The organism is Emticicia fontis (genome assembly GCF_054779675.1).
In genome coordinates, this window is the sequence record NZ_BAAGXU010000051.1 from 158,739 (window position 1) to 184,387 (window position 25,649).

Annotated in this window: 21 protein-coding genes; 10 read left to right on the forward strand and 11 right to left on the reverse strand. The window is 38.5% G+C overall.

Translation table 11 applies throughout. From position 1 onward, the window contains the following. Positions 1–34: 34 nt before the first annotated feature. The 4 genes from ACYVFA_RS21695 to xerD form a co-directional block, all read right to left on the reverse strand. Positions 35–2,764 carry a PAS domain S-box protein gene (locus ACYVFA_RS21695; protein WP_460473963.1) on the reverse strand — a complete coding sequence of 910 codons (2,730 nt, stop codon included), beginning with the start codon at positions 2,762–2,764 and terminating at the stop codon, positions 35–37. A gap of 298 nt (positions 2,765–3,062) precedes the next feature. Continuing rightward, positions 3,063–3,809 (reverse strand): PI-PLC domain-containing protein, encoded by a 747-nt coding sequence (locus ACYVFA_RS21700; RefSeq protein WP_460473964.1) that lies wholly within the window; start codon positions 3,807–3,809, stop codon positions 3,063–3,065. After that, the gene (locus ACYVFA_RS21705) at positions 3,778–4,743 is read right to left on the reverse strand and encodes a 1-phosphofructokinase family hexose kinase (protein ID WP_460473965.1); all 966 of its coding nucleotides are present in this window, start codon (positions 4,741–4,743) and stop codon (positions 3,778–3,780) included. Before ACYVFA_RS21705 ends, ACYVFA_RS21700 begins: the two co-directional genes overlap by 32 nt. 24 nt (positions 4,744–4,767) lie before the next feature. Further along, positions 4,768–5,706: a site-specific tyrosine recombinase XerD gene (gene xerD / locus ACYVFA_RS21710; RefSeq protein WP_460473966.1), complete on the reverse strand. Its 939-nt coding sequence runs from the start codon at positions 5,704–5,706 to the stop codon at positions 4,768–4,770. A 67-nt stretch (positions 5,707–5,773) separates the two neighbouring features. On the opposite strand from xerD, the gene aroQ reads away from it, so the two are divergent. Then, positions 5,774–6,199 carry a type II 3-dehydroquinate dehydratase gene (aroQ, locus tag ACYVFA_RS21715; protein WP_460473967.1) on the forward strand — a complete coding sequence of 142 codons (426 nt, stop codon included), beginning with the start codon at positions 5,774–5,776 and terminating at the stop codon, positions 6,197–6,199. A gap of 17 nt (positions 6,200–6,216) precedes the next feature. Here aroQ and ACYVFA_RS21720 read toward each other — a convergent pair whose 3' ends face one another. Beyond that, positions 6,217–6,567 carry a LytR/AlgR family response regulator transcription factor gene (locus tag ACYVFA_RS21720; protein ID WP_460473968.1) on the reverse strand — a complete coding sequence of 117 codons (351 nt, stop codon included), beginning with the start codon at positions 6,565–6,567 and terminating at the stop codon, positions 6,217–6,219. A gap of 364 nt (positions 6,568–6,931) precedes the next feature. On the opposite strand from ACYVFA_RS21720, the gene ACYVFA_RS21725 reads away from it, so the two are divergent. The 3 genes from ACYVFA_RS21725 to ACYVFA_RS21735 all read left to right on the forward strand — a co-directional run bounded on the left by ACYVFA_RS21725 (position 6,932) and on the right by ACYVFA_RS21735 (position 12,673). Further along, positions 6,932–8,032: an efflux RND transporter periplasmic adaptor subunit gene (locus tag ACYVFA_RS21725; RefSeq protein ID WP_460473969.1), complete on the forward strand. Its 1,101-nt coding sequence runs from the start codon at positions 6,932–6,934 to the stop codon at positions 8,030–8,032. Positions 8,033–8,082: 50 nt separating this feature from the next. Beyond that, a complete protein-coding gene (locus tag ACYVFA_RS21730) occupies positions 8,083–11,187 on the forward strand; it encodes an efflux RND transporter permease subunit (protein ID WP_460473970.1) in 3,105 nt (1,034 codons plus the stop codon). A gap of 193 nt (positions 11,188–11,380) precedes the next feature. After that, a complete protein-coding gene (locus ACYVFA_RS21735) occupies positions 11,381–12,673 on the forward strand; it encodes a TolC family protein (protein WP_460473971.1) in 1,293 nt (430 codons plus the stop codon). A 243-nt stretch (positions 12,674–12,916) separates the two neighbouring features. Here the strand turns inward: ACYVFA_RS21735 and ACYVFA_RS21740 are convergent, their stop codons facing one another. Further along, entirely contained in the window at positions 12,917–13,747 is an 831-nt protein-coding gene (locus ACYVFA_RS21740) for a hypothetical protein (protein ID WP_460473972.1), read from the reverse strand. A gap of 262 nt (positions 13,748–14,009) precedes the next feature. On the opposite strand from ACYVFA_RS21740, the gene ACYVFA_RS21745 reads away from it, so the two are divergent. Both ACYVFA_RS21745 and ACYVFA_RS21750 read left to right on the forward strand, forming a co-directional pair. After that, a complete protein-coding gene (locus ACYVFA_RS21745) occupies positions 14,010–15,845 on the forward strand; it encodes a sensor histidine kinase (RefSeq protein WP_460473973.1) in 1,836 nt (611 codons plus the stop codon). Positions 15,846–15,885: 40 nt separating this feature from the next. After that, complete coding sequence (locus ACYVFA_RS21750) at positions 15,886–16,548, forward strand: transcriptional regulator (RefSeq protein ID WP_460473974.1); 663 nt, start codon at positions 15,886–15,888, stop codon at positions 16,546–16,548. 86 nt (positions 16,549–16,634) lie between these two features. On the opposite strand, the gene ACYVFA_RS21755 is transcribed toward ACYVFA_RS21750, so the two are convergent. Continuing rightward, positions 16,635–17,951 carry a Gfo/Idh/MocA family oxidoreductase gene (locus ACYVFA_RS21755; RefSeq protein WP_460473975.1) on the reverse strand — a complete coding sequence of 439 codons (1,317 nt, stop codon included), beginning with the start codon at positions 17,949–17,951 and terminating at the stop codon, positions 16,635–16,637. Positions 17,952–18,125: 174 nt separating this feature from the next. Between ACYVFA_RS21755 and ACYVFA_RS21760 the strand changes: the two genes are divergently transcribed. The 4 genes from ACYVFA_RS21760 (at position 18,126) to ACYVFA_RS21775 (ending at position 21,038) form a co-directional block, all read left to right on the forward strand. Continuing rightward, positions 18,126–19,271 carry a redoxin family protein gene (locus ACYVFA_RS21760; RefSeq protein ID WP_460473976.1) on the forward strand — a complete coding sequence of 382 codons (1,146 nt, stop codon included), beginning with the start codon at positions 18,126–18,128 and terminating at the stop codon, positions 19,269–19,271. A gap of 71 nt (positions 19,272–19,342) precedes the next feature. Continuing rightward, entirely contained in the window at positions 19,343–19,753 is a 411-nt protein-coding gene (locus tag ACYVFA_RS21765; protein ID WP_460473977.1) for a response regulator transcription factor, read from the forward strand. A gap of 113 nt (positions 19,754–19,866) precedes the next feature. Next, positions 19,867–20,394, forward strand: coding sequence for a DUF4199 domain-containing protein (locus ACYVFA_RS21770; protein WP_460473978.1), 528 nt, complete (start codon positions 19,867–19,869; stop codon positions 20,392–20,394). A gap of 74 nt (positions 20,395–20,468) precedes the next feature. Then, positions 20,469–21,038: a dihydrofolate reductase family protein gene (locus tag ACYVFA_RS21775; RefSeq protein WP_460473979.1), complete on the forward strand. Its 570-nt coding sequence runs from the start codon at positions 20,469–20,471 to the stop codon at positions 21,036–21,038. Positions 21,039–21,112: 74 nt separating this feature from the next. Here the strand turns inward: ACYVFA_RS21775 and ACYVFA_RS21780 are convergent, their stop codons facing one another. The 4 genes from ACYVFA_RS21780 to coaD form a co-directional block, all read right to left on the reverse strand. Further along, entirely contained in the window at positions 21,113–22,090 is a 978-nt protein-coding gene (locus tag ACYVFA_RS21780; RefSeq protein ID WP_460473980.1) for a formylglycine-generating enzyme family protein, read from the reverse strand. Between the two features lie 64 nt (positions 22,091–22,154). After that, a complete protein-coding gene (locus ACYVFA_RS21785) occupies positions 22,155–24,614 on the reverse strand; it encodes a bifunctional UDP-N-acetylmuramoyl-tripeptide:D-alanyl-D-alanine ligase/alanine racemase (RefSeq protein WP_460473981.1) in 2,460 nt (819 codons plus the stop codon). A 39-nt stretch (positions 24,615–24,653) separates the two neighbouring features. Beyond that, a complete protein-coding gene (locus tag ACYVFA_RS21790; protein ID WP_460473982.1) occupies positions 24,654–25,091 on the reverse strand; it encodes a hypothetical protein in 438 nt (145 codons plus the stop codon). Positions 25,092–25,184: 93 nt separating this feature from the next. Beyond that, on the reverse strand, positions 25,185–25,640 hold the full coding sequence (gene coaD, locus ACYVFA_RS21795) for a pantetheine-phosphate adenylyltransferase (protein WP_460473983.1): 456 nt from the start codon (positions 25,638–25,640) through the stop codon (positions 25,185–25,187). Between the last annotated feature and the right edge of the window lie 9 nt (positions 25,641–25,649).

Consider the following 25,649-nt stretch of genomic DNA (forward strand, 5'->3'; position numbering starts at 1 on the left):
GAGAGTTAAGGGATTTATATTCAGTGTTCAGCAATTATTTGTTAATGATAAAATGAAAAGTACTACCTTTTCCATATTCCGACTCTACCCATATCCTGCCATTGTGGTTTTCAATGATTTTCTTACAAATGGCTAATCCAATACCAGTTCCCGAATATTCTTCTTTATGATGCAGCCTTTGAAAAAGCACAAATATTTTCTCAAAAAATTGAGATTCTATACCAATTCCATTGTCAGCCACCGAAAACTGCCAGCTTTTATGATTATCTGTTGCTGTGATTTTAATATCTGGTTTTTCCTCTTTTTTTCTGTACTTGATTGCGTTGGAAATAAGATTCTGCATAACCTGAAGTAAAGGTAATCTTGCACCATAAATGGTAGGTAAATCCTGCCATTTAACCTGTACACCCTCTTCGTGCCAGATATTTTTCTGCACTATTTCCTGCACCACCTCGTTCATATTTACCCAATCCAGTTCATATTCATTCCTGCCTATTTTCGAGTACTCCAGAAGATCCAGAATAATAGTTCTCATTCTGGCTGCTCCGTCTACTGCAAAATTTATATATTGCTTGGCTCGATCGTCTAGCTGGTCTTTATACTTTTTATCTAATTGAGTCAGAAATCCCGTAATCATCCTTAAAGGTTCCTGCAAATCATGAGATGCAATGTAGGCAAATTGCTCTAACTCGGCATTTGTTGATGCCAGTTGCTCAGCTCTTTGATTCAGGTTCAGGTTTAAGGCTAAAAGATGTAATTCATCTCTCTTTTTTTGAGTAATATCCTTAATCTGTGCGACGAAATGGAGAGGTTCGCCATATTTATGCCTGACTAACGAAACCGCCAGATGCACCCATATCACGTGTTTAGCTTGATGAATATACCTTTTCTCCATCTGATATGTTTCTTTGGCTCCGTCAAGCACCTCATTCATCAATTTGAGGTCTAAATCCAGATCGTCTGGATGAGTAATATCCTGAAAAGTCAACTCTTTGAGTTCATCTTCGGTATAGCCAATCATCTGGCATAGACTTTGGTTCGCAGTGAGAAATCTACCCACTAAATCTACAATAGCCATTCCTACTGCTGAATACTGAAACGAGGCTCGAAAGCGCTCTTCACTATGAATCAACCGGTCTTGCAAGGTTTTCTGTTTAGTGATATTTCTTGAATAACAAGCCAGACCAGTTATTTCCAGATTATCTCTTATAGGATTAATACTTACTTCAATCCACGAATTTTCGACTCCCAGCAAGCCTGAGATGTAAGATTCTTCTTTGAAAGATTCACCAGCTAACCCCCGTAGGTAAAGTGTCCGCCAGAACTCAATAAATCGGCGATCAAAGAATTCACTCATTAGCAGATTATCTCCAGATACTAATAAGATACCCGTTGATAAACGCATTGACTCAATAAAAGCCTTATTGCCTGCTATAAGCCTGAAATCTTTGGTTACACTCCATATAAGATCTTCTGTATTATTAATGAGTGCTTCCTTATCTCTTCGCTCAAATTCTTTCTCCTGCTCTGCTAAGACTTTGGTACTTACATCTCTGAAATTATTGACAATGCCTTCAATACTTGGCTCATGTAGCATATTAATTAATATACCCTCTATCCATCGGTAATTTCCATCTTTATGTCTGATTCGGGCCACTTGCCCTAGCACAGGTACGCCTGGTTTTTGCATCATTTCCATCCATGCTGCCTGCACATACCTGGCATCATCGGGATGCGTAGCCGAAAATAAATCTAGTGTAGCAGATTCCTCTACGGTATAGCCCAGCACCTTTTCGATAGATGGAGAAATGTATTTGGGGATACCATTAAGTGATAGGATTGCTACCCCGTCGGCACCGTGTTCTATTAAGGATGAGAAACGCTTCTCTCTCAATTCTTTGTCTTCCTCTGCCCTCTTTCGTTCTGAAATATCATTAATAAACGTACTGATTCTTCCATCATGCTCACCACTACTCGTTTTATAAAAGATTGAAGAAAACTCACAAGGAAAATGTCTTCCGTTTTTATGAACTGCCGTTAACTCACCTCTCACCCTACCTGTCTTGTTTCTTTCTTCCCTGAATTTACTGATAGTTTCCGTTTCATAGACTATTATATCATGCCATTTTAATTTTCTAAACTCCTCCAAAGTATAGCCAAACATCTCGCAAGAAGTCTTGTTGGCATCTTGAATAGTCCCGTCTTTTTCGCTGAACAAAAAACCCTCCAGAGCATTCTCAACAATATATTGATACTTTTCCTCACTCTCACGAAGCGCCAATTCGGTTCTTTTGTTGGCTGTAATATTATAAGATGAAACGAAAGCACCTATAATATTCTGCTGCCTATCAAAAATAGGTTTGAATTTATTGAGAAAAAAGATGATAGACCCATTAGGAGCAATCACCTCAATTTCAGTCGAAATATGCTCGCCATGTAATACTCTTTCATAGATTTGTTTCAACAACTCAACACGTTCTGGTCTGGCGTATGATAGAACATTCTCACCTTTTTCTATTTTAATACCAAAATATTTATCGTAGAGCTCCTGAAATTGAAGATTGCAGGTTATTATTTCCAGATTCGTATTTACTACCAGCAAACACTCATCGGTATTAATCATTAAGAGATGGAGGCTTTCTTCTAATTCTTCTAGACTTTTGGGCTCATCTGAAGAACCAAAAGAAGGCTTTTGGGCTGAATTTCTCTTTCTTAGGCTTTCATTTTGGGTGATTCTGTTGCTCATCAGCGTTTCTTTTTTCATTCGATAGCAAAAGGTTTTTATACCTGCCAATAGCTAATACGTAAATAGGTACCAACCCGGACCATCCATAAAGAACATTCCGTGCCAATAAATTACATTCCTATTCACTCAGAGCAATGTCAGTCTTTAGCTGTTGTATGAATGATTACATTCAAAACGCAAACGACGCCTTTGTAATCTCAATTAATTGAAAATCTACTATTGTGTTACGTTACAGAAACCAACCAGCAAAAATAACGCTAATCTCTATATGTAAACATTTGAAAAAATTACTGATTACAAGGTAGCAAACATTATTTTATTTATCAACAAAATTCTTCAATAAGTCTAAATCATCGGTACCTATAAAGTCTACACCCAGCTTTTTCAGGGTCTCAAAACTGAGGATTGTATTAGGTGTTCCCCAGATTCTCACACGCTTTCCCTTCGCATGATTAGACATCACAAAGGCTCTGATATTCTGGTAAGTTTCTTCTGATAATTGCTCTTTTCCAGGCCAGTACTTACCAAAATCCAGAAAACTGGCGCTTACCATATCTACTCTTTTATAGGCTTCTTCAGAATACTGAATGTTTCTTCTTCCATCAAAAAAGAACAGTTTATCATATTGCCCGAATTCCTCCGGCTTAGGCATATCTCCGCTTATCGTAATATGCACGTGCTGTAAATCTTTTTTGTTACGCTTCACCATTTTTTCCAGCTCGGTCATTATCAGCTTGCCCTCTTTTTTCAAATCGAGTAAAATATATAACTCTTTTTTATCTGAATAAGCATACCCTTTATTAGCCTTAATTTTAGACAATAAAGGCTTCCAGTATAAAGCTTTGAAGGTGCGTTTTTTGGTAATATCCTTCTCATCATGTGCCACATACAGCTTGCCACTTTTGATATACAAATCGGCCTCAATAGAGTCAAATCCTAAATTGTAAGCAGCAAAGAAAGGCTCTTTCTGCTCATAGTCGTTGTGCGAATGTAGCAATTGGGCAAATGCCTGATTACAGAACAGTACTAAACTAAAGATTACGAATCTGATATTTTTCTCCATAAGTATTTAACCATTTTAAGAGTTTAAGTGCATCTTCTTTTTTAAATAATTGTGTTCCTTCGTTCATTGTAGCCGCAGAACCACAGGCTACACCCCAACGGAGCATTTCCGATAATTCTTTACCTTCTGCCAATGCCCATACCATTCCGCCTACCATGCTGTCGCCAGCACCTACTGTACTCTTTTTCTGCACAGGTGGTGCCGGAATATGTTCACATATATCTTTGGTCACTAAAACTGCTCCCTGTGGTCCCATTGAAACGACCACAACTTCACATTTGCCTTTGCTGATAATCTCTCTGGCAGCATCATCTACTTCATTGATTTCCAGTGATTCTTTTTTTACCAGTTTGGCTAGTTCTCCAACATTAGGCTTTAAGAGAAATACGCCCTCATCCATGGCTCTTTCAAGTGGTACGCCCGAAGTATCAACAATCAGCTTCGAACCGATTTTATGAGAAATAGCGGCTACTTTTTCATAAAAATCATCTCCCAAACCCGGTGATAAACTTCCACTGGCTACCAGAAAATCTGGTCTGGCTTCTTCTACAGCTCTTAGTATCTCTTGCGATTCTTTCTCTGTGATAGCAGGTCCGGGCATACCGAAGCGATATTGCGCATTGGTAAGGGTGTCTACTGCTATGAAATTCTCCCTCGTCCAGCTTTCAGTTTTGATAACTTGGTAATCAATCCCCTCTTTCTTCACCAAATCTTCTAATAACTCCCCAGATGCTCCACCGACCGTAAAAATAGCCAAAGAACTACCTCCCAGTCGAGCAATGGCTTTTGAGACATTGACTCCTCCCCCACCGGCATCGAAATGAGGTGGTTCGCATCTGATTTTCTGTTCAGCTACCAATCCGGCAAACTTTGTACTTTTATCAATGGCCGGACTGACCGTCAAAGTAAGAATCTTATTTTCATTTTTTTTCATAGCCTATGAGATTTAATGATTTCTTTATTGTCGCCTAATGGCTTTAGCTTTATTCTGCGGAAGCCCTTCTCTTGGATGATAACTTTTGAGTGTTTCTTGCAAAAATGCTCTGTCCAGGTGTGTATAGATTTCAGTAGTTGTAATTGATTCATGCCCCAGCATTTCTTGTACGGCTCTTAAATCTGCCCCTCCTTCAATCAGATGAGTGGCAAACGAATGACGAAAAGTATGTGGTGAAATATTTTTGTGAATCCCTGCCCGCTCAGCCAGTTCTTTAATAATCAGGAAAATCATAACTCTTGTTATTGCCTTACCCCTACGATTCAAAAATACAATATCTTCGGCATCCGATTTTATATCCAAATGATTTCTGATGCTTTCTAAATAGATTTTAGTGTATTTGATGGCATCGCGGCCAATAGGTACCAGACGCATTTTATTCCCTTTTCCTACTACTCTGATAAAGCCAATATCAAAATAGCAATTGGTCAGTTTTAAATCAACCAGTTCAGAAACCCGCACACCACAACTGTATAAAACCTCCAGAATTGCCCGATTTCTTGTACCCTCCGGTGTAGAAACATCTATCATTTCCAGCATTTGTTCAATTTCGGGAAAAGAGAGTGTATCAGGTAATTTTCTACCTGTTTTAGGGGCTTCAATCAACTGTGTCGGATCTATCTGGATTATATTTTCAAGTGCCAGATATTTGTAGAAAGATTTGATTCCTGATAAAATTCTAGCCTGTGATGTAGGTGTTAATCCAAATTGGTTAATGTATTCGAGGAAATCTGATATGTCTCTCTCGGTAATAGCTTCGGGCGCAGGTGTATGAGCTTGCATGGAGGCAAACTGGCTTAATTTTTCAACATCTCGTAGATAGGCCTCAATGGAATTTTCAGACATAGAGCGTTCCAGTCTCAGGTAGTTTTTAAAATGTTGAATGTAGATGGGCCAATTCAAAACCGTAAATTTTATCAGTAAACACGAATCGTTTTTGTAACTTGCCGTAAAAATACTGAATCATTCGATGAAAAAAATAATTATTATCAACGGCCCTAACCTTAACTTGCTTGGAAAAAGAGAACCACATATTTACGGAAGTCAGACATTTGAAGATTATCTGGCAGAATTGAAGGAGATGTTTTCAACGGTTGAGCTTCACTATTATCAATCAAACCATGAAGGAGGAATTATTGACAAGATACACGAAGTAGGCTACGGAGGAGTGGAATTTGATGGATTGATTATCAATGCAGGGGCTTATACACATACTTCTATTGCCATTGCTGATGCCCTATCAGCCATCAAGACACCTGCAATAGAAGTACACATTTCAAATATTCACGCCCGTGAATCTTTCCGTCATCATTCATATTTATCAAGCAGATGCAAAGGCATGATTTGTGGATTGGGCATGAAGGGTTACGAAATGGCCATTCGTTATTTTATATGATGGTTTTTTAACGAGTCTTAAACCGCCATTTTCAAACATGCCAGTTTCTGAGCCAGGGCTTCTTTTCTACGGCGAGCTACCAATACAGTTTTATTGTTAGCTAATTGCACAGTATCTTCTCCACAAGTATTCACATGATTGAGGTTGATGATAAAAGAGCGGTGCGAGCGAAAAAACGAAACATTGGTGGCTAGTCTTTCTTCTAGTTTCTTCAGATTAGTAGCTACATATATCACTTTTCCTGTATTGAGGTGAACTTTTGTGTAATTGATATCCGCTTCCATCAAAACGATGATTGAAGGGTTAAATCTTTTGTGTCCGCCTACTCTTACAAGGTTGTTAGTTTTAATATCAAGATTTGCTTTCATAGCTTTACTATTTAGGTGGTTTTTGAATTACTTATCCAAAATTAAGTAGCCCTAAGGCACCCTCCTACCCAGAATAAGTATCTGGCAGTTTTAGCTTTTTAAGTGGCGGATTTAGCTTCAAATCTGGTAATTTCTGCTCATAATACGTTTTTTAATGAATAGTCGTCAAAAACGACGAATTTGTCGTTTATTTATAGTTACAATCACTTAAATCACTTACTTTCGTAAAAAAAACCATTATTTTTTCGTTTGTATTAATAAAAAATTAAATGTCTTAAGAGAAAATTAAATTATTCTGAATACTATATCGATTTACACTTAACCTAAATTACTCACCCTATTTAAAAATAAGCTAAAAATTAAGATGCGTACTATACTTACTATTATTGCAGTTGTTGTTGTGCTTGTGCTTGGCAAAATATTCTTTTTTAATAAACCAGAAGAAAAAGGTGCAGGTGGCCCAGGGGGAGCAGCAGCTGGCGGAAGAGGTGGAGAAAAAGGTAAAGGTGGCCCGGGTGGTGGAGCTCCGACAGCCGTAAATATATTTGTAACGAGTTTTGCCACACTTGATAACGCAGTGACCTCACCGGGTACTGTTTTCCCAAATGAAGAAGTGCAATTAATGCCGGAAGCAGCCGGAAGAATTGTAGCCTTGAATATCAAAGAAGGGAGCAGAGTAGCAGCTGGACAAATAATTGCTAAAATTAAAGATACTGATTTGCAGGCACAATTGAAAAAAATCAATTATCAGATCGAATTGGCCAAACAAACCGATGCGCGTCAGAAAAAATTATTGGAAATCAATGCGATTAGTAGAGAAGAATATGAGATTACTTCTAATACATTAAATACATTGGACGCCGATAAAGAGTTTTTGGAAACAAGCATTGAAAAAACTGTTTTGAAAGCTCCATTTGCAGGAAAAATAAGCTTCAAAAACGTGAGCCAGGGAGCCTATGTGAATAGTACAATCTCTTTGGCTACATTGGTACAGACCAACCCTGTAAAAATTGACTTTACAATTCCTGAAAAATATTCAACACAAATCAGATTAGGAAGTAATGTAAAGTTTGAGGTTGAAGGCCAGGCAATCAGTTACTCAGCCAATATCGTGGCTATTGACCCAAAAATAGATCCGAACTTACGTACTTTGAAGGTCCGAGCGATTGCACAAAACCCAAACGACAGATTGATTCCGGGGATGTTTGTAAAAGTAACAGTTGATCTGGATATTTCACAAGCCATTATGGTACCTACCGAATCGATTATCCCAGTATTGAAAGGTAAGAAAGTCTATGTGATGCAAAACGGCAAAGTAGCTGAAAAGATGGTAGAAACTGGCTTGCGTAACGATAAAAATATTCAGATTACAAGCGGCCTTACTTCGGGCGATTCTTTAATTGTAAGTGGTATTATGTCAATCAAGAAAGATGCTCCTGTAAAAGTAAAACAGGTTGTAAAATAAGAGAGTAATAGTGCCTCCGGTCATGAATTAACAATGAAATTTACGAAATTATGTCTATATCAACCATTTCCATTAAACGCCCGGTACTTGCCATAGTGATGAACCTTGTCATCATCCTATTTGGTGTGATTGGTTATACGTTCCTGGGTGTACGGGAATACCCGTCTATTGACCCGCCTGTGGTGTCAGTCCGTACCGCTTATGCTGGTGCTAATGCCGATATTATTGAGTCTCAGATTACCGAGCCACTTGAAAAGAACCTGAATAGTGTAGAAGGAGTTAAATCTATCAGTTCTTCCTCGAATGTAGGTACCAGCCAGATTACTGTTGAGTTTGAGCTGGGAGTTGATATGGAACGCGCGGCTAACGACGTACGAGATAAAGTATCAGGTGCTGTACGTCAATTGCCACAAGATATTGATGCGCCTCCAACCGTATCTAAGGCCGATGCGAACTCTGACCCTATTCTGAGTATGCTATTGCAAAGTGAGGCACGTTCTCACCTGGAAATTAGTGATATGGCCGAAAATGTGGTAGCACAACGCTTACAGACCATCCAGGGAGTAAGCTCGGTAATGATTTGGGGGCAGAAAAAATATGCTATGCGCTTGTGGATGGATCCAAGTCGTATGGCAGCACAGGGTGTAACTACACAAGATATCAAACAAGCGCTTGACCGTGAGAACGTAGAGTTGCCTAGTGGTAAATTAGCTGGTGATAATACCGAATTAACTGTAAAAACAGTTGGCCGTTTCAAAAATGAGACTGACTTTGAAAATCTGATAGTAAAAACGATTGGCGATAAAATCATTCGCTTTAAAGATATTGGTACAATTCAGTTAGGTCCTGAAAACGAAGAAACCATTCTTCGTCTGAATAGCATTCCTATGATTGGTTTGGCTATTGTTCCTCAGCCAGGAACCAACTATCTTGAAATTTCGAAGGAAATCAAAAAGAGATTAGAAGAAATCAAGAGAGATTTACCGAAAGATTATAAGATGGATATCTTGCTTGATAATACCGTCTTTATCGAAAATTCGGTAGAAGAAGTGGGCGAAACTTTATTAATTGCGATTGGCCTTGTGGTAATTATTATCTTCTTGTTTTTCCGTGACTGGATTATTGCAGTAAGACCTTTGATTGACATTCCGGTTTCGTTAATCGGAACGTTCTTCGTAATGTATATATTAGGCTATACAGTCAATGTATTAACTTTATTGGCTATCGTACTAGCTACTGGTCTTGTTGTAGATGATGGTATCGTTGTAACGGAGAATATCTATAAAAAGATAGAAGAAGGAATGAAGCCAATAGAGGCTGCCATTAAAGGAGCAAATGAAATTATATTTGCCGTAATTTCTACCTCTATTACGCTAGCGTCGGTATTCTTGCCTGTAATCTTCATGCAGGGTTTTGTTGGTAAACTATTCCGTGAGTTTGGTATCGTACTTGCCTCAGCCGTATTGATTTCAGCCTTTGTATCCTTGACGCTTACACCTATGCTGAATGCTTATCTGGTCAGAAAAACTCATAAGCGTTCGTGGTTCTATGAAAAAACGGAACCTTTCTTTGAAAATATGATTAATGGCTATCGCAACCGCCTGACAAGCTTTATGAAAATACGTTGGGTAGCGATTCCAATTCTGTTTCTAACTCTAGGTATTGCCTGGTTCTTTGGAAAAGGTATTCAACAAGAGTTAGCACCATTAGACGACCGTAACTGGTTTCGTGTTTCGGTTACAGCACCAGAAGGCTCTTCTTTTGAATATATGGACAACTATGTATTAAAAATGAGCAAAATGCTGGAAGACTCTATTCCTGAAGCTAAAGGGATTATGACTGTAACTGCACCAGGCTTTTCAGGCTCTGGCTCTCCAAATACAGCATTTGCTCGTATTGCCCTAAAAGATAAATCTGAACGTAAGCGTACACAACAAGAAATTGTTGATGTAGTTACCAGAAAATTAAAAGCAATGCCAGATGCCCGTTCATTTGTAATTCAACAGCAAACAATTGCAGTTGACTCTCGTGGAGGTTTACCTGTACAATATGTAATTCAGGCACCTGATTTTGAAAAATTGCGTGAGTATATGCCAAAATTTATGGACGAAGTGGCCAAAGATCCAACTTTCGTAGTAAATGACATGAACCTGAAATTTAATAAACCTGAGTTAGAGGTATCTATCGACCGTGAGAAAGCCAAAAGTATGGGAATATCGGTGGCAGATATTGCGCAAAATATGCAGTTAGCTTTTGCCGGACAGCGCTTCGGATACTTTACAATGAATGGCCGCCAATATCAGGTTATCGGGCAGTTTGACCGCGCTAACAGAGATGAGCCGCTTGATTTAAAGAGTACATTCGTAAAAAACAATCTGGGCGAATTAATTCAGTTGGATAATATCGTGAAGACTGAAGAACAAAGCAGCCCACCTCAGTTATACCACTACAACAGATACATGAGTGCTACCGTGTCTGCAGGATTAGCACCAGGTAAAACCATCGGTGACGGAATTAAAGCAATGGATGCTATCAGAGACCGTTTGCATGATGAGTCAATCAGAACAGCGCTTTCAGGTTCTTCACGTGACTTTGCAGAAAGTTCATCCAATACACTATTTACTTTCTTATTGGCATTATTATTAGTTTATCTTATTCTAGCAGCACAGTTTGAAAGTTTTGTCGACCCATTCATCATCATGCTTACTGTACCTCTGGCGGTATCAGGTGCGATGTTCTCATTGTGGTATTTCAATCAGACCCTTAATATTTTCAGCCAGATTGGTATGATTATGTTGATTGGTCTCGTAACCAAAAACGGTATCCTGATTGTTGAATTTGCCAACCAGTTACGGGAAAAAGGAATGGAGCTGAAAGAAGCTGCGATTGAAGCCGCTGCGATGCGGTTCCGCCCTATCTTAATGACTAGTTTGGCTACTGTACTTGGTGCTGCTCCAATTGCCTTTGCGCTAGGTTCAGCCGGAAAAAGCCGTATGTCAATGGGTATTGTAATTATGGGTGGTTTATTGTTCTCATTAGTATTGACTCTATATGTGATTCCTGCTATTTATACTTTCTTATCGCGCAATAAAGACTTTGAGCGCATGAAACAGATTGAGAGAATTGCCCACGAATCAGAACATGAAATGGTATAATATATTCAGGGAGGTGCTTATCGGCGCCCCCCTGATTTAAATATAATTATCATAAAACTGAATTAATACATATTACAGCACAAATTGCCCGATTTACAATCAGGCAAGTCAATAAAATCGAAGCATCATTCCAGAGTAGTTTCATGAGGTCTTTTTTAACCTAACCCAATGAAATTATTAAAAATATAACAACGTGAAAAATTATTTTATTCTTCTATTATTTGTTGCCCAGACCTCAATTGCACAAGAAATACTAACCCTTGAAAATGCTGTCAGTATAGCACTCGAAAAAAATTACGATGTAAAAGTTGCCGTACTTCAACAAACGGTAGCAGAAACGCAGGTTTTTAAAGGAAATGCAGGTATGTTGCCACGCGTTGATTTTAATGCCAATGCCGGAACTGCCTTTAACGAAGTAAAACAGGTATTAGCTAATGGAAGTGAAACCAATCGCTTTGGTGTTAACTTAACACCCTCAGCCAACGTAACCTTTGCCTGGACACTATATGATGGCAAACGAATGTATGCCATCTATGACCGTCTGAAAAACCAAAGCGAGTTAAGCCAGATTCAGACACGTATAGCTATGGAGACTACAATGGCTAATGTAATGGCAGCATATTATGAAATTATGCGACAGAAACAGACAGTATTGTTTCTGGAAACTATTATTAAATATTATCAGGAAAGGTTGAATATTACAGACCAACGCTGGCAGTTTGGTAAAGGTTCTAAGCTGGATTATCTCCAGTCAAAAACTGATTTAGGTACACAAACCAGCTTATTAGTACAAGCCAGAACTGACTTAAAAAATGCAAAGGTAGCATTGAATAATTTTTTAATAAGAGAGCCGAACATGGACTATGATGTGCAGGAAGTAGTAGCACTTACCTTCGATCCCTCGCAGGAAGAGCTTCGCAACAGAGCACGCACAGCCAACAAAACCTTACAAGCTTTCAGAAAAGCTACTGATATAACCCTAATCCAGCAAAGAGAGGCACAAGGGCTTAAACAACCAAGAATAACTCTTAATGCGACCTTAGGTTACCAATTGAGTAAAACGAATGCCGGCCTCTTTTTATATAACCAGAACTATGGTTTGTCTCCCGGAGTTGGTCTAACCGTACCAATCTTCAACGGTCAAATCATCCGCAGACAGATTCAGACCTCAAAAATCAATACGGATATTGCCAAAACACAGGAACTAGACTGGATTACACAGATGGAAAATGATCTGGTAAGAGCTTATAATCAATACCAGACTGATAAAGAGATTCTAAAACTAGAAGAAGAATATAACAAAGTTGCAGAAGAAAACATGCAGATTTCATTAGAGAAATTCAGATTAGGTGGTTCAACTATCTTAGAGATAAACGAAGCACAACGGAGTTTAAATACCTCATTAAACCGTCTGACTAATGCACGTTATAATATCAAGATTTCTGAACTACAATTGCTACGTTTGAGTGGCGAATTGGTGAAGTAATAGTATCTAATATAAAAAAAGAACCTTCTGAATAATTTTCAGAAGGTTCTTTTTTTATCAACAAATCAATTGAAAATTCTATCGTCTATTTTTGGGAGGCAATGGTATCAAAACAGTTTTGCCATTCACGCGTGCTCTCTTTAAGGTTTTCTTTCTTGGGTCTGGTGTGGCAAAGGTAGCTAGTGAGCAGCCGACTAAAATTAAGCATATCAATATCTTTCTCATGAGTTTTCCGATTTTAAATTAATTGCAATTCGAATAAGTATATAAGTACGAATATTTTTCATTTTCTACTTTATCTTGTGATTCTTCCTGTATCACATGATTATTTTCATTGTATTTGCGAGTCAATGAAGCATCCCAATAAAGACGAGAAGTAGAAACAATGTTTTCCCAGTTTTCATCGTAGTAGGTAGATGCTTGTACGGTATTAATCATTAAGTTGGACGGGCTAAAATTGAGCGGATTCGAATAAATCATATCGTCAGTAAACAGTGTAGGATCAAAAAGGTGTCCCTTTACTGCCAGATCAAAATACTTTTTAGATTTATCCGTTTCATGACTTTTTATCTCGTATACATCTAAAACTTTACCATCATAAGACACAATTTCCTTTGAAAATAATCCCCCTGGACCATTGTATTCATAACTGGCTGTCAGACCGTATCTTTGCGTTATCATACTCGAAATACGCTTTTGAGCATCCATCTTAATCGTAAATTGGTCGTATAGTTTCCCATCTGGCTCTTTAAAATCAATTTTTGTCAATACGCCACTGGCATCATATATATAATCGTCAACATAACCTTCAGAATTGATAACTTTTAATAAATTACCCGCTGTATTATAAGTAAATTTAACACTGAGTTCTTCCGGTTTGCCATCATTCATATAATTGTAAAGTATCTCAGTTAAACGACTATTAGCGTCAAACTTATACGTATAACTTCTGCCATCATACGTAGTAAGTTTCTGAATCTGGCATACTTTAGCCACAGGCGTTTCGGGTTCTGTTTTAACCGTTTTACAGGCAATGGCAAATAAAATAAGAATGGAGTAGACAAGTTTTTTCATGGGTGTAAAGCGTGTTTAATAATAAAATTTAAGGTATGAAAGAAAAGTGTTGTTTTGGGTTACACTATTTGCTTATACAGGTTTAATTCTTTGATTTTCCAGATTTATAACAGAAAATTCATCCGTTTGTACTAAATTTCCATAGATTCCGAAATCATGCCTTCGGTTCTGAACACTTATAGGTTGATGTGACAAAATTGAGTAGAATTATTAGCCTTTTCAATAAGGCAATTGCCCTATTTTTAACCTTTAATAGCCATTTATGAAGCCAAAGCTACTCTGTTTGGTGTTGTGTATGAGTTTACTGTCACTAAGCTCCTATGCTCAGCAGATTGATTATTTTAGAGATGGCAATAAACAATTACCGGCAAAGGTGATTGCAAAAAAACCATTTCAGCCATTAAAAGGCAATCTCATTAATTTCGGAAAAGACAGTGCGAACCATTGGCTAAGAGCGCGTATACAAAATAAGGGTGCCTACTACGAAAAATACTTCTTTGAAGTAGCATTTGTATGGCTAGATTCAGTTTCTTTCTACCGACAAGATTATACCCTCATAAAATCACTCGCATGGCAAACTCCATTCCCTGAAAGGCTTTATCCTCACCGAAATTTCATTCTTCCTATTTTATTAAAGCCTCATAGCGATACGCTGATTTACGCCCGATTGTATAAGAAAACAATGCTTATTAAAGGAGAGGCAAGCGTAAAGAATGAAGAAACATTTTTCTCAAACCGTATTTTTGATACTAGTTATTATAGCTTCTTTACAGGTATTGTAGCCATAGTTTTTATATTTTCGATGGCTATATTCTTCACAAACAAAGACTGGGTTTATCTCTATTATGCCCTATATATTTTGTTTGGACTAGGTTTTACACTTACAGGTGTAGGTTTCTTTCTTCCCATTTATCAGCAAGGCTTTGGTTTCGTTTCAGGATCAGAGCTTCGAAATTGGATGCTTTTTTTCTCTTTAGTATTTCTTTTACTATTCATCAGAAACTATGTAATGGGCGGGCATACATTAAACAGAAGAAATCTTATCATCTGGCGAATAGCACTTGGACTTTTGGCTGCTCTGATTTTCCAAAGGATAGCATTGATTTATTTTCAGCAGACCACAGGTGAATCACCTTATATCTTATTAGTGGTTATGATATGCTGTTTTTTATTGACCATTGTGCTTTCTTTTTACTTTGTGGTATATAGCTACTTCAATAGTATAAATGCTTCACTGGCCAAAAATTACCTGATAGGCATTACCCCTTTCTTTGTTTTTGGGGTTCTCTCCTACTCCCGAACCTTTGAATTTATAGAGCATAGCTGGCTCCTCGAGCAGGAAGTACAGGTGGCTTGTGTAGTGTTTGATATGGTTGTGTTAATGTTTGGTTTGGGACTTCGGTACAGACAATTACGGGAGGAAAAGGAAAAGCAGGCTCGTCTGGCACTTGAAAACAAACTCACCCTACAATACGAAAAAGAACGCATCAGTCGTGATCTTCATGATAGTGTGGGTTCTCAATTGACCATCGTTGCTACCAGCCTTGATGCTGCTACTTATCTGGCTCACAAACAGAAACTTGAACCTGAGAAACTGGAAAAAATCAATGAAAACGTGCGTGAAGCAGTACAGAATCTGCGTGATACTATCTGGGCAACACATCAGTCTACTATCAGCTTGGATAATTTTGATAAACGCCTACGCAATTATATACTAAAAGCCATTGAAGATAAACTGGAAGTATCTATTCATTTTTCTCTCTGCAATCCTGATATTATCATTAGTTCTATGCAGGCCATTAATCTTTTCAGGGTAATTCAGGAAGCTATTCAGAATATATTGAAACATTCACAGGCTACGCAAATCAATATCAACTGTGAGCAAAGTGAAGAGAAAATAAGCCTAAGTATTCAGGATAATGGAGTAGGTATGGAAGAAAACAGAACCCAAAGTACAGAATCTTATGGAATACAGAATATGCGGAATCGGACAAAGGAGATTAATGGTGAATTGATGATTGAGTCATTAACTGGCAAAGGCACTACAATCCATATTGAACTACCCATTTATAGGGCAAATGCCGTATTGAATGAGTGATAAATTAGGCAGATATTTGTAAAGAATATTATTCGCATATATGAGTGTAATCAGCGTAGGTCTTGTAGACGACAACCCCGTTTTATTGAGCAATATCAGTCAGAACCTTTCAGTTTTTGAAGAATTGCGTATTGAGTTTACCGCAGTAAATGGGTTGGATGCTTTAGAAAAACTCACCAACCACAGCCCAGATATTATCCTGATGGATATTGAAATGCCTCAGATGAATGGCATAGAAGCTACGCGAGAAATAAAGAGGAGGAATCCGTCACAAAAAATTATGATGTTAACGGTACTTGACCGCGAAGATAAAATCTTTGAAGCCATCAAAGCTGGAGCATCGGGCTATTTATTGAAAGATGAAAAACCTACCAGAATTCTGAAAAGCATAGAAGAATTAATGGATGGAGGCGCACCTATGTCGCCCATTATCGCTGCCAAAACGCTAGAAATACTTCGTAAAGAACCTATTGCGGAAGAAAAAATCACCCCTTACCTATCGCCGGAATCATTCAATTTAACAAAACGCGAAATAGAAATTCTGGAGAAAATAGCCAATGGGTTAAGCTACACCCAAATCGCCGACCAACTATTTATTTCTGCCAAAACCACCCGTAAGCATACTGAAAATATCTATCAGAAACTACACGTACATTCTAAGCTAGAGGCAGTGCAACTGGCTCAGAAGAATAAATGGATATAATCAGAATGGGCATAAAACAATAAATCGGTACCAGATTGCTCTGATACCGATTTACAGACTATGCTCAACTATTATAATCTATGAGATTAAACAGCTTTGGTTTTACCCGGCATCGGGATCTGGTACCAGCCATCTTTATCAGGTAAAGTTTTTGGCAATGTATCCCAGGTGTATTTGTCTGGCATTATGTTGATTTCAGAGTTCAAGGCATCTTCCCATTTCACACGTTTACCCGAATAACTTGCCATACGGCCCATAATAGATGTCAAGGTGCTATGTGCCCCTCTTTCAGCATCATTGATAGGTTTGTTGTTTACGATGCAATCAAACAATACATCATGCTCAACTTGGTAAGGGTTTTTATCACCTTCACCTTTGTGTCTCCAGATGCTATTACCTTTCAAATCGAATATTTTACCTTCGGTAGCACGGCCTTTCGTACCAACCAAGTGTTCTGATACGTCAGAAACTGTGCCCGGTTGGTGACGGCAATAGCTTGAAAGTACCATACCATCAGCATATTTGAATTCTACTGCATGGTGGTCATAGATTTCACCGAATTTTTTATCAGTTCTTACCTGACGTCCACCCATGGCAACTGCTTCTACCGGAGCACCGCCTTTAAACCAGTTGATAACGTCGATATTATGAATGTGTTGTTCGTTGATATGGTCGCCGCAAAGCCAGTTGAAATAGTACCAGTTACGCATTTGGTATTCCATTTCAGTTTGTCCTGCCTGACGTTCGTTTACCCAAACACCATCGTTATTCCAGTAACAACGAGCTGCAACGATATCACCGATTACACCTTCATCGATAACTTTTTTATAAGTTTCAAGATATGATTTTTGATAGTGGCGTTGTAAACCAACTACTACTTTCAAATTTTTCTTTTTAGATTCTTCAGCAGCAGCTAATACACGACGGATACCCGGAGCATCTGTAGCTACTGGTTTTTCCATAAATACGTGTTTTCCTTGACGAACTGCTTCTTCAAAATGGATTGGACGGAAGCCCGGAGGGGTTGTCAGGATTACAACGTCAGCTAGAGCGATTGCTTGTTTGTAGCCATCGAAACCAACGAATTTACGGTCTTCAGAAACATCAACACGGCCTTTTACACCTTTGCCATTTTCTTTTTCAGTAGTAAGATTTTTGTAACAAGAGTCAACTCTGTCGCGGAAAGCGTCAGCCATGGCTACTAATTTTACATTTTCTTTCACAGAAAGCGCTTGCATAGCAGCACCTGTGCCACGGCCACCACAACCAATCAAAGCAACTTTGATGGTATCGTCAACAGATGAATTAGCGGCAGATTGAAAAGGTAGGCTTGTTACCGATAGACCACCTGCTACGACCGCAGAAGCCTTTACAAAATCTCGGCGAGAAAAGTTTGAGTTCATGTATTTGTGAGGTTATACGAGTTGAAATATTTAAGAAAACAAATTTAGGGCATTTCTCGAAATTATAACCATTTTTTAATAGAAAAAGTGAATATCTCCCTCTCAATAATTTTGAAAACCACCTAAATTATCGGTAATTTTGGTTATCAATTCTACCTATCTACTATTACATCTATGAAAACATTTATTGCCATCTTACTGGTATTTACCAGTGCTGTGTCTTTTGCACAGACTAAATTTGTACCCAAACCACAGGTCGTTCCCAGCCAACCTACCCCTACTTTAGCCATAGGTTCAAAGGCGCCTGATTTTAAATTACCGTCTACTACCGGTAAGTACTATTCGTTAAAAGATTTCGCTTCTGCCAAAGTATTAGTCATTGTTTTTACCTGCACCCACTGCCCTACCGCACAAGCTTACGAAGACCGCATAAAAGCAATTGTGACAGATTATAAGAGTAAAGGTGTTTCGGTAGTGGCAATAATGCCGAACAGTCCACCGTCTGTCGTATTTGAAGAACTAGGCTATACTGATTTGAATGATGATTATGAGAATATGGTCATCAGAGCCAAAGATAAAGGCTTTAATTTCCCTTATTTATATGACGGCGATACCGAAAGCACTTCTATCAAATATGGTCCGGTTGCTACACCCCATGCCTTTGTATTCGATAGCCAGAGAATATTGAAATATAATGGCAGACTAGACAATATTGAAAAACCAGGACAAGCCAATGCCGAAGATTTAAGAGCAGCCATTGATGCAACTTTGGCAGGCAAAGAAGTAACTACTCCAACAACCAAGACTTTTGGCTGCTCGATAAAATGGGGTTGGCATACTGAATACAAAGATAAAGTTCTAAAGAATTGGGAATCGAAACCTGTGACTCTTGAAGAACTGAATACAGAAGGCGTGAAAAAACTGGTAAGTAATGATTCGGATAAATTGCGTCTGATAAATGTATGGGCTACCTGGTGTGGTCCTTGTATATTAGAATACCCTGATTTTCTGGAATTGCAACGCATGTATGGTGCCCGTGATTTTGAATTTGTATCATTATCAGCTGATAAAATGGACAAGAAAAATAAAGCGCTCAAATTTCTGCAAAGTAAACATTCAGGCGTAAAGAACTACATTTTCAGTGAGAGCGACATCTATAAACTCATAGAAGCCATAGACCCTAAATGGAATGGCGCATTGCCTTATACCCTATTAGTTGAACCGGGTGGGAAGATAGTTTATTCCCTACAAGGCAGTATAGAGAATCTAAAACTGAAAAAAACAATTGTTGAACACCCTAAAATCGGAAGATATTTTTGATGCCCAATTTCCTGATAAGACACAAACATGTAATTCTATACGGTATTTCTCTGGCTATTCTCATGTTTATAATGAGATGGCTTGAGTTACGTTTCATTGTTTTCAATCATGCTCTTGAAATGTATATTGGCGCCATTGCCTTGATTTTTACTGGCTTGGGTATATGGCTTGCGCTTAAATTAACCAGACCCAAAGTACAGATTCAGGTAGTAGAGCAGATAGTAGAAAAAGTTTATCCCGTTGAAAACAGTGATGCATTTAAATTGGACGAAGTAACGCTTAATGAATTAGGATTAAGCAAAAGAGAGTTGGAAGTATTAGAATTAATGGCCACAGGTTTGAGTAATCAGGAAATTGCAGCACAGTTATTTGTGTCGCTTAATACCATCAAAACGCATAGTTCAAAGGTTTTTGAGAAACTGGATGTGAAGCGTAGAACACAGGCAGTTGAAAAAGCCAAAAGACTGAGCCTGATACCATAAAGCGACTCACCCTTTCGTATGAAATTTGTTACTTTATTGTAAAATCACCCGAAAGTATGAGTAAAAATTGAGTAGAAGATTCCAGTTTTGTGCCATAAACTAATCAAAATCTCATGCAAAGAATCGTTCTTATTTGTGGGCTAATAGCCGGGGTTATTATCTCCACGTTCATGGTTTGTTCTATTGGCTATTGCTACTCTTCTGGCAATTTTGATGGCAGTATAGTAATTGGCTATGCCGCCATGCTTCTGGCATTTTCGCTCGTTTTTGTGGGTATTAAAACTTATCGCGACAAGTACAGTAACGGAAGTATTTCTTTCGGAAAGGCTTTCAAAGTCGGTCTCTTTATTACACTCATTGCCTCTACCATGTATGTGGTTGTCTGGATGGTTGATTACTATTTCTTTGTGCCTGATTTTATGGCGAAGTATTCTACCCATGTAATACAGGAAGCAAAAGACAGTGGCGCAAGTGCAGCGGAGATTCAGGAGAAAATCGACATGGTAGAAAAATCTGTTAAATTCTATAAAACTCCCATAGGTGTTATGTTAATGACCTATATGGAGATTTTACCTGTTGGATTAGTCGTAACATTGATAAGTGCTTTGATATTGAAGCGGAAGGATGTAGCGTTGGCGTAGATAATAGTGAATGAAGAATTAGTGATTAGTGTAGAGAGCAGAAATAAATCATATACAACAAAAATAGTAATTCTATGAGAAAAATCATTTCATTTATGCACATATCGCTTGACGGTTTTGTGGCAGGTCCGAACGGAGAACTCAACTGGGCTAAAGTTGATGAAGAATTGTTTGATCATGTTGGTAAGCGAATAAGCCAAAGCGATTCTGCCTTATATGGGCGAGTAACTTATGAAATGATGGAAGGCTACTGGCCAACCGCAGGAGACGAACCAGATGCGAGCAAGCACGATATTGACCATTCAAAATGGTATAACAAAGCGCACAAAATCGTTTTATCAAAAACACTGAACGAATCGGATTTGACTAATACAACCGTTATTAATGAGAACCTTGCAGACAAAATCAATGAAATAAAGCAACAACCCGGTGAAGACATTCTGGTTTTTGGTAGCCCAACAGCCACCCATGCATTGATTGAGCAAGGCTTAATTGACGGTTATTGGCTGTTTCTTAACCCAACTATTCTTGGACAAGGCATTCCGCTATTTGTGGATAATAACGACAAAACAAAACTGAAACTATTGAATACCACACAATTTGCTTCAGGAGTAATTGAATTGAATTATGTAGTGGAGAGATAAAAATGGTAGATGGCGGATTAGTGAATTGTTTTTATTATTCACTAATCCGCCATTTGCAAATTCACCATTATCTATCAAGGAATATCTTTCGGAGGGCGTGAGAAATACGCTTCAATTTCTTCTTTTGATGGTTCTTTCAATGGTCTTACTACTCTGAAACCTAAGAAAGGCGCATCTGTCAACCACCAGTCAGATTTTGGAATCTGTGGATCACGTTGTTTCAAGTCAGGAGTTGACGTACGACGAGCCGCACTACGTAATTTATCAGCATCATCATCCCAATGCCCTCCACGAATCACGTGCGGATAATGTTTTGATGGTTTTATATAAGGATTATTACCTGCCTCTGGTTTGCCATAAAAATCAGCAACATATAAATCAGAAGTCCATTCTGCTACGTTGCCATACATATCGTATAATCCCCAGGCATTTGGTTTTTTCTGCCCTGATTTTTTATACGCCCCATCCGAATTATCGTAAAACCATGCATAATCTTTCAATTGCGAGGCATCATTACCAAAATAGAATGTTGTATTAGAGCCTGCACGAGCGGCATATTCCCACTCTGCTTCTGTCGGCAAACGATAAAAATGACCAGTTTTAGCATATAACCATTTGCAGAATGCTCTTGCAGCAAATTGTGTTACATTACATACCGGAAAACCACTTTCTTTGCCTTGTCCGAACGACATCTCTACATAAGGCTGTGTCGGGCGAGCCACTACATCTACTCTGCCTTTTACTTCGGCTGTATTTTTATCATCACTTACTTCTAATTCTTTATTGAAAAATGTTTCGTACATCTCCCAGGAGGTCTCGAATTTAGCCATCCAGAAAGCATCAATTTTTACTTTGTGTTGTGGGCCTTCATCGTCTTTACGATTTTTTTCATCGGCTGCACTACCCATCGTAAACTCTCCTGCGGGAATGGGTACCATGTCAAGTCCGTGTCCTAATCCTGGAATATGTTCGGTATAAGGTTTTAAATCTTCGCTACGAAAGGCTGTGAAGAAAATGAAAGTTGCGGTTACTAATAAAGATACTTTTTTCACTTAGGTTTGAATGTTTGGTTTCACAAATATAGTTACGACTTCGACTGTTTCACAAAATATCCAATTATTCCTTATAAAACACACGTTTTACCCGTTCACTTACTCCTGTCAGGATTTCGTAAGGAATAGTGCCGATGGAGGCCGCCAGTTCATGAATCGGCAGATATTTACCGAAAATAATCACTTCATCTCCTTCTTCACATTTGGCTTCCGTTACATCTACCATTGTCATATCCATACATACATTGCCAATCACCGGGCACTTAACCCCATTCACCAATACAGAACCTACTCCTTTGCTAAAGCCTCTGTCGAAACCATCAGCATAACCAATAGCAATCGTAGCAATGCGCGAATCTTTCTCTAAAACTCCTTTGCGGCTATACCCGATGGTTTCGCCTTTTTTCAGGTGTTTTATCTGTGAAATAATCGTTTTTAGTGTTCCAACTGTTTGCAAAGACCTCTGTTCTGTTCCCGTTGCTTCAACTCCATAAAGCCCGATTCCCAGCCTTACCATATCAAACTTCGCTTCTGGAAAACGGATGATTCCGGCTGAATTGCAGATGTGGCGAAGAGGAGCTTCTCCTTTTGGCAAGGCCTGAATAATCTTATCAGACATTCGCTTGAAACGCTCTATCTGAGACTTCGAGAAATCGTTATGCTCGCTTTCATCTGCACCTACCAGATGGCTGAATATAGAAGCAATTTTGATGTTTGGATTCTGCTTTAATGCCTCTATCAGTTTCTCAATATCCTGCTCTTCAAAACCCAGACGGTGCATACCTGTATCTAACTTAATATGAATTTGGAAAGTAGAATCAGGAAAAGACTTGATGAAATCCTGAAAACGCTTGAATATCTGAAAGCTATAAATCTCAGGCTCTAAGTCATACTCAACCAGTTTGCTGAAAGTCTCAGGCTGAGAATTAAGCACCATAATTGGCAATTTAATACCGCTTTGACGAAGAACCACGCCTTCATCAGGATAGGCAACGCCCAGATAATTTACCCGATGGTATTCTAATAAACTGGCTACTTCTGCACTGCCACTGCCATAGGCATAGGCTTTTACCATCACCATGATTTTGGTATTGCTACCTATTTTGCCCCGATAAAAATTGAGATTGTGGGTTAAGGCATCCAGATTAATCTCAAATATTGTTCCGTGTACCTTCTGAATCAGCTTATCAACAATTTTCTCGAAAGCAAACTTTCTTGCCCCTTTTACCAATATCAGGCTATCATGCAATTGATTGATAGGATACTCTTCCAGAAAATCTTCGGTTGATTTAAAGAAGGTGGCATTCTCATCAAAAAACTTTGCATTTCTTGAAATATCTTCACCGATACCAATCAACTGGTCAATTTCCTTGCCTTTTACCAAATCAGCAATGCTTCTGTACAATTCAGTTTCTTTCAAACCAGACTGCAACAAATCACTGATTATTAATACTTTATATTTTTTAGCATGATGCTGACTCATAAAATTCAGAGCCATATTCAACCCAGCGTAATCATTATTATAAGTATCATCAATCAGGTAACAATCATTAATTCCCTGCTTCAATTCCAGACGCATCGCTATTGGTTTCAATGCCATCAGGGCTTCTGCCGTTATGCTTAAATCCTGTCCTTTGGGGTTCAATAAAAGTTTGGCAAAAACGCAATGTGTCGCATTTTCGATAGAGGCATCATCTGTAAACGGAATTCTGAATTCATATTCCTCAGCATCCCAATTAATGGCCAAAGTGGTATAGGTAGCAGCTTTGGTAAAAGTCACGTTTATTGGACTTTCCTGACTTTTAGACCAGCCAATCAATTCAATTTTCGGATTTACGGCTTTCAATAAAAGCTTGATTTCTTCGTCAATCTCCTCATAATCCTTGCAGTAAATCAAAGTCTTACTTTTGCGGAACAGACGCAATTTCTCGGTTACCTTTTGCTTGCGACTTCTGAAACCCTCATCATGTGCTGAACCTATATTAGTAAAAATACCAATTGTAGGGCTAATGATAGGTTCAAGATTTTCCATTTCACCCGATTTTGAAATCCCCGCTTCAAAAATACCCAGCGTATGGCTCTCATTCAGTTGCCATACTGATAAACCAACGCCTATTTGTGAGTTATAGCTACGGGGGCTTTTAATAATGGTATAATCTTTCGCCAATAAAGCACTCAACCATTCTTTTACAATGGTTTTCCCATTGCTTCCGGTAATACCAATGACAGGAATATTGAACCTCTTCCGGTGCTCAGCTGCCAGATTCTGTAAAGCTCTGATACCATTTTCTACCAACCAGAATTTCGCCTCCGGAAAACGCTCGTTCAGGTCTGGCTTAGCTGCTTTTTTCTCGACCACAAACTCCCGAACGCCTTTTTCATAGAGTTCTTCAATAAAATTATGCCCATCGTGGCGTTCGCCTTTAATGGCAAAAAAGATGCTTTGCTGCGGCTGAGAGACAAAACGACTATCGGTCAACAAAACCGTAGCCCTGGTAATAATAGGTTCAGAAAAGAAATTCACTGGTGTATGTTGTAGAAAATAGCTGATAGAAAAGCAATCTTATAAAGCAGGCACTAATTCTAAATTGATTGTACTCGATGCTGAAATAAACTTATTGTTTTCGGCCTGTAAAATGAGTTTATTATTCGATAATTCAAGGATTTTAAAGTCTCCGCCAAATCCCGTAATCTGAATATCCAATACTTTATCTTCGTTTTTCAGATACCATGTACCGGCATTCACAATCTGTCTTGAAGCACGGTCACGGCCGCGGGTCACATTATCTGCGCGAAACTCAAAATCAAAAGAAAAAATAGCCTGTGCCTGAGAACCGACCTCGTTTTGAGACAATGTTTTGCCATTAGGGTCAGTAAAACGGTCTAATTTCCAGAAATTAGCCGTAAGAATTTTGGCCGAAGCATTAACGGGCTCTTCTTTTTTGTCTTTACAGGCAAAAACAAAAGAGACCAGAGTAAGAACAAGAAGTATTTTTTTCATTGTGAGTGGGACGTATCATTACGCCTGATTTAAAAATGAATCTACAAAATTAGCATTTTCAGCTTAGAACTAAAAACGCATCTTGCCTGCATTTTATTCCAGATCGTAGGGCAAATAATCGTTTACTTTAGCGCCAAACTTATGCAACTCTCTGACAATAGTCGAACTGATAGGCGCTAATTCAGGAGACGTAATCAGGAAAACAGTCTCTAAATCTTCTATAAGATGCCTGTTTACCTGCGATATAGTGTTCTCGTACTCAAAGTCTGTCGTATTTCTTAAGCCCCTCAGCAAGAACTGAGCGCCATATTTCTGGGCTATGCTGGCGGTCAGACCATCATAAGATATAATGCTGATATTATCTGCCTCATGAAAAGCCTCTTTAATTTTCAGCGTCATCAGATCAAGCGGGAAATAGCGATTTTTCTGTGTATTGGTACCAATGCCGATAATCACTTCATCAAAAAGCTTTAAACCACGTTTAACAATATCTGCATGGCCTTTCGTGAAAGGGTCAAACGAACCAGGGAAAAAAGCTATCTTTTTCATGAAATGGGT

Bases quoted from the DNA above. Each gene is read 5' to 3' on its own strand.
- ACYVFA_RS21695 (WP_460473963.1), bottom strand. From the start codon at position 2,764: ATGAAAAAAGAAACGCTGATGAGCAACAGAATCACCCAAAATGAAAGC.
- ACYVFA_RS21700 (WP_460473964.1), bottom strand. From the start codon at position 3,809: ATGGAGAAAAATATCAGATTCGTAATCTTTAGTTTAGTACTGTTCTGT.
- ACYVFA_RS21705 (WP_460473965.1), bottom strand. From the start codon at position 4,743: ATGAAAAAAAATGAAAATAAGATTCTTACTTTGACGGTCAGTCCGGCC.
- aroQ (WP_460473967.1), top strand. From the start codon at position 5,774: ATGAAAAAAATAATTATTATCAACGGCCCTAACCTTAACTTGCTTGGA.
- ACYVFA_RS21720 (WP_460473968.1), bottom strand. From the start codon at position 6,567: ATGAAAGCAAATCTTGATATTAAAACTAACAACCTTGTAAGAGTAGGC.
- ACYVFA_RS21725 (WP_460473969.1), top strand. From the start codon at position 6,932: ATGCGTACTATACTTACTATTATTGCAGTTGTTGTTGTGCTTGTGCTT.
- ACYVFA_RS21730 (WP_460473970.1), top strand. From the start codon at position 8,083: ATGTCTATATCAACCATTTCCATTAAACGCCCGGTACTTGCCATAGTG.
- ACYVFA_RS21740 (WP_460473972.1), bottom strand. From the start codon at position 13,747: ATGAAAAAACTTGTCTACTCCATTCTTATTTTATTTGCCATTGCCTGT.
- ACYVFA_RS21745 (WP_460473973.1), top strand. From the start codon at position 14,010: ATGAAGCCAAAGCTACTCTGTTTGGTGTTGTGTATGAGTTTACTGTCA.
- ACYVFA_RS21750 (WP_460473974.1), top strand. From the start codon at position 15,886: ATGAGTGTAATCAGCGTAGGTCTTGTAGACGACAACCCCGTTTTATTG.
- ACYVFA_RS21755 (WP_460473975.1), bottom strand. From the start codon at position 17,951: ATGAACTCAAACTTTTCTCGCCGAGATTTTGTAAAGGCTTCTGCGGTC.
- ACYVFA_RS21760 (WP_460473976.1), top strand. From the start codon at position 18,126: ATGAAAACATTTATTGCCATCTTACTGGTATTTACCAGTGCTGTGTCT.
- ACYVFA_RS21765 (WP_460473977.1), top strand. From the start codon at position 19,343: ATGAGATGGCTTGAGTTACGTTTCATTGTTTTCAATCATGCTCTTGAA.
- ACYVFA_RS21770 (WP_460473978.1), top strand. From the start codon at position 19,867: ATGCAAAGAATCGTTCTTATTTGTGGGCTAATAGCCGGGGTTATTATC.
- ACYVFA_RS21775 (WP_460473979.1), top strand. From the start codon at position 20,469: ATGAGAAAAATCATTTCATTTATGCACATATCGCTTGACGGTTTTGTG.
- ACYVFA_RS21790 (WP_460473982.1), bottom strand. From the start codon at position 25,091: ATGAAAAAAATACTTCTTGTTCTTACTCTGGTCTCTTTTGTTTTTGCC.
- coaD (WP_460473983.1), bottom strand. From the start codon at position 25,640: ATGAAAAAGATAGCTTTTTTCCCTGGTTCGTTTGACCCTTTCACGAAA.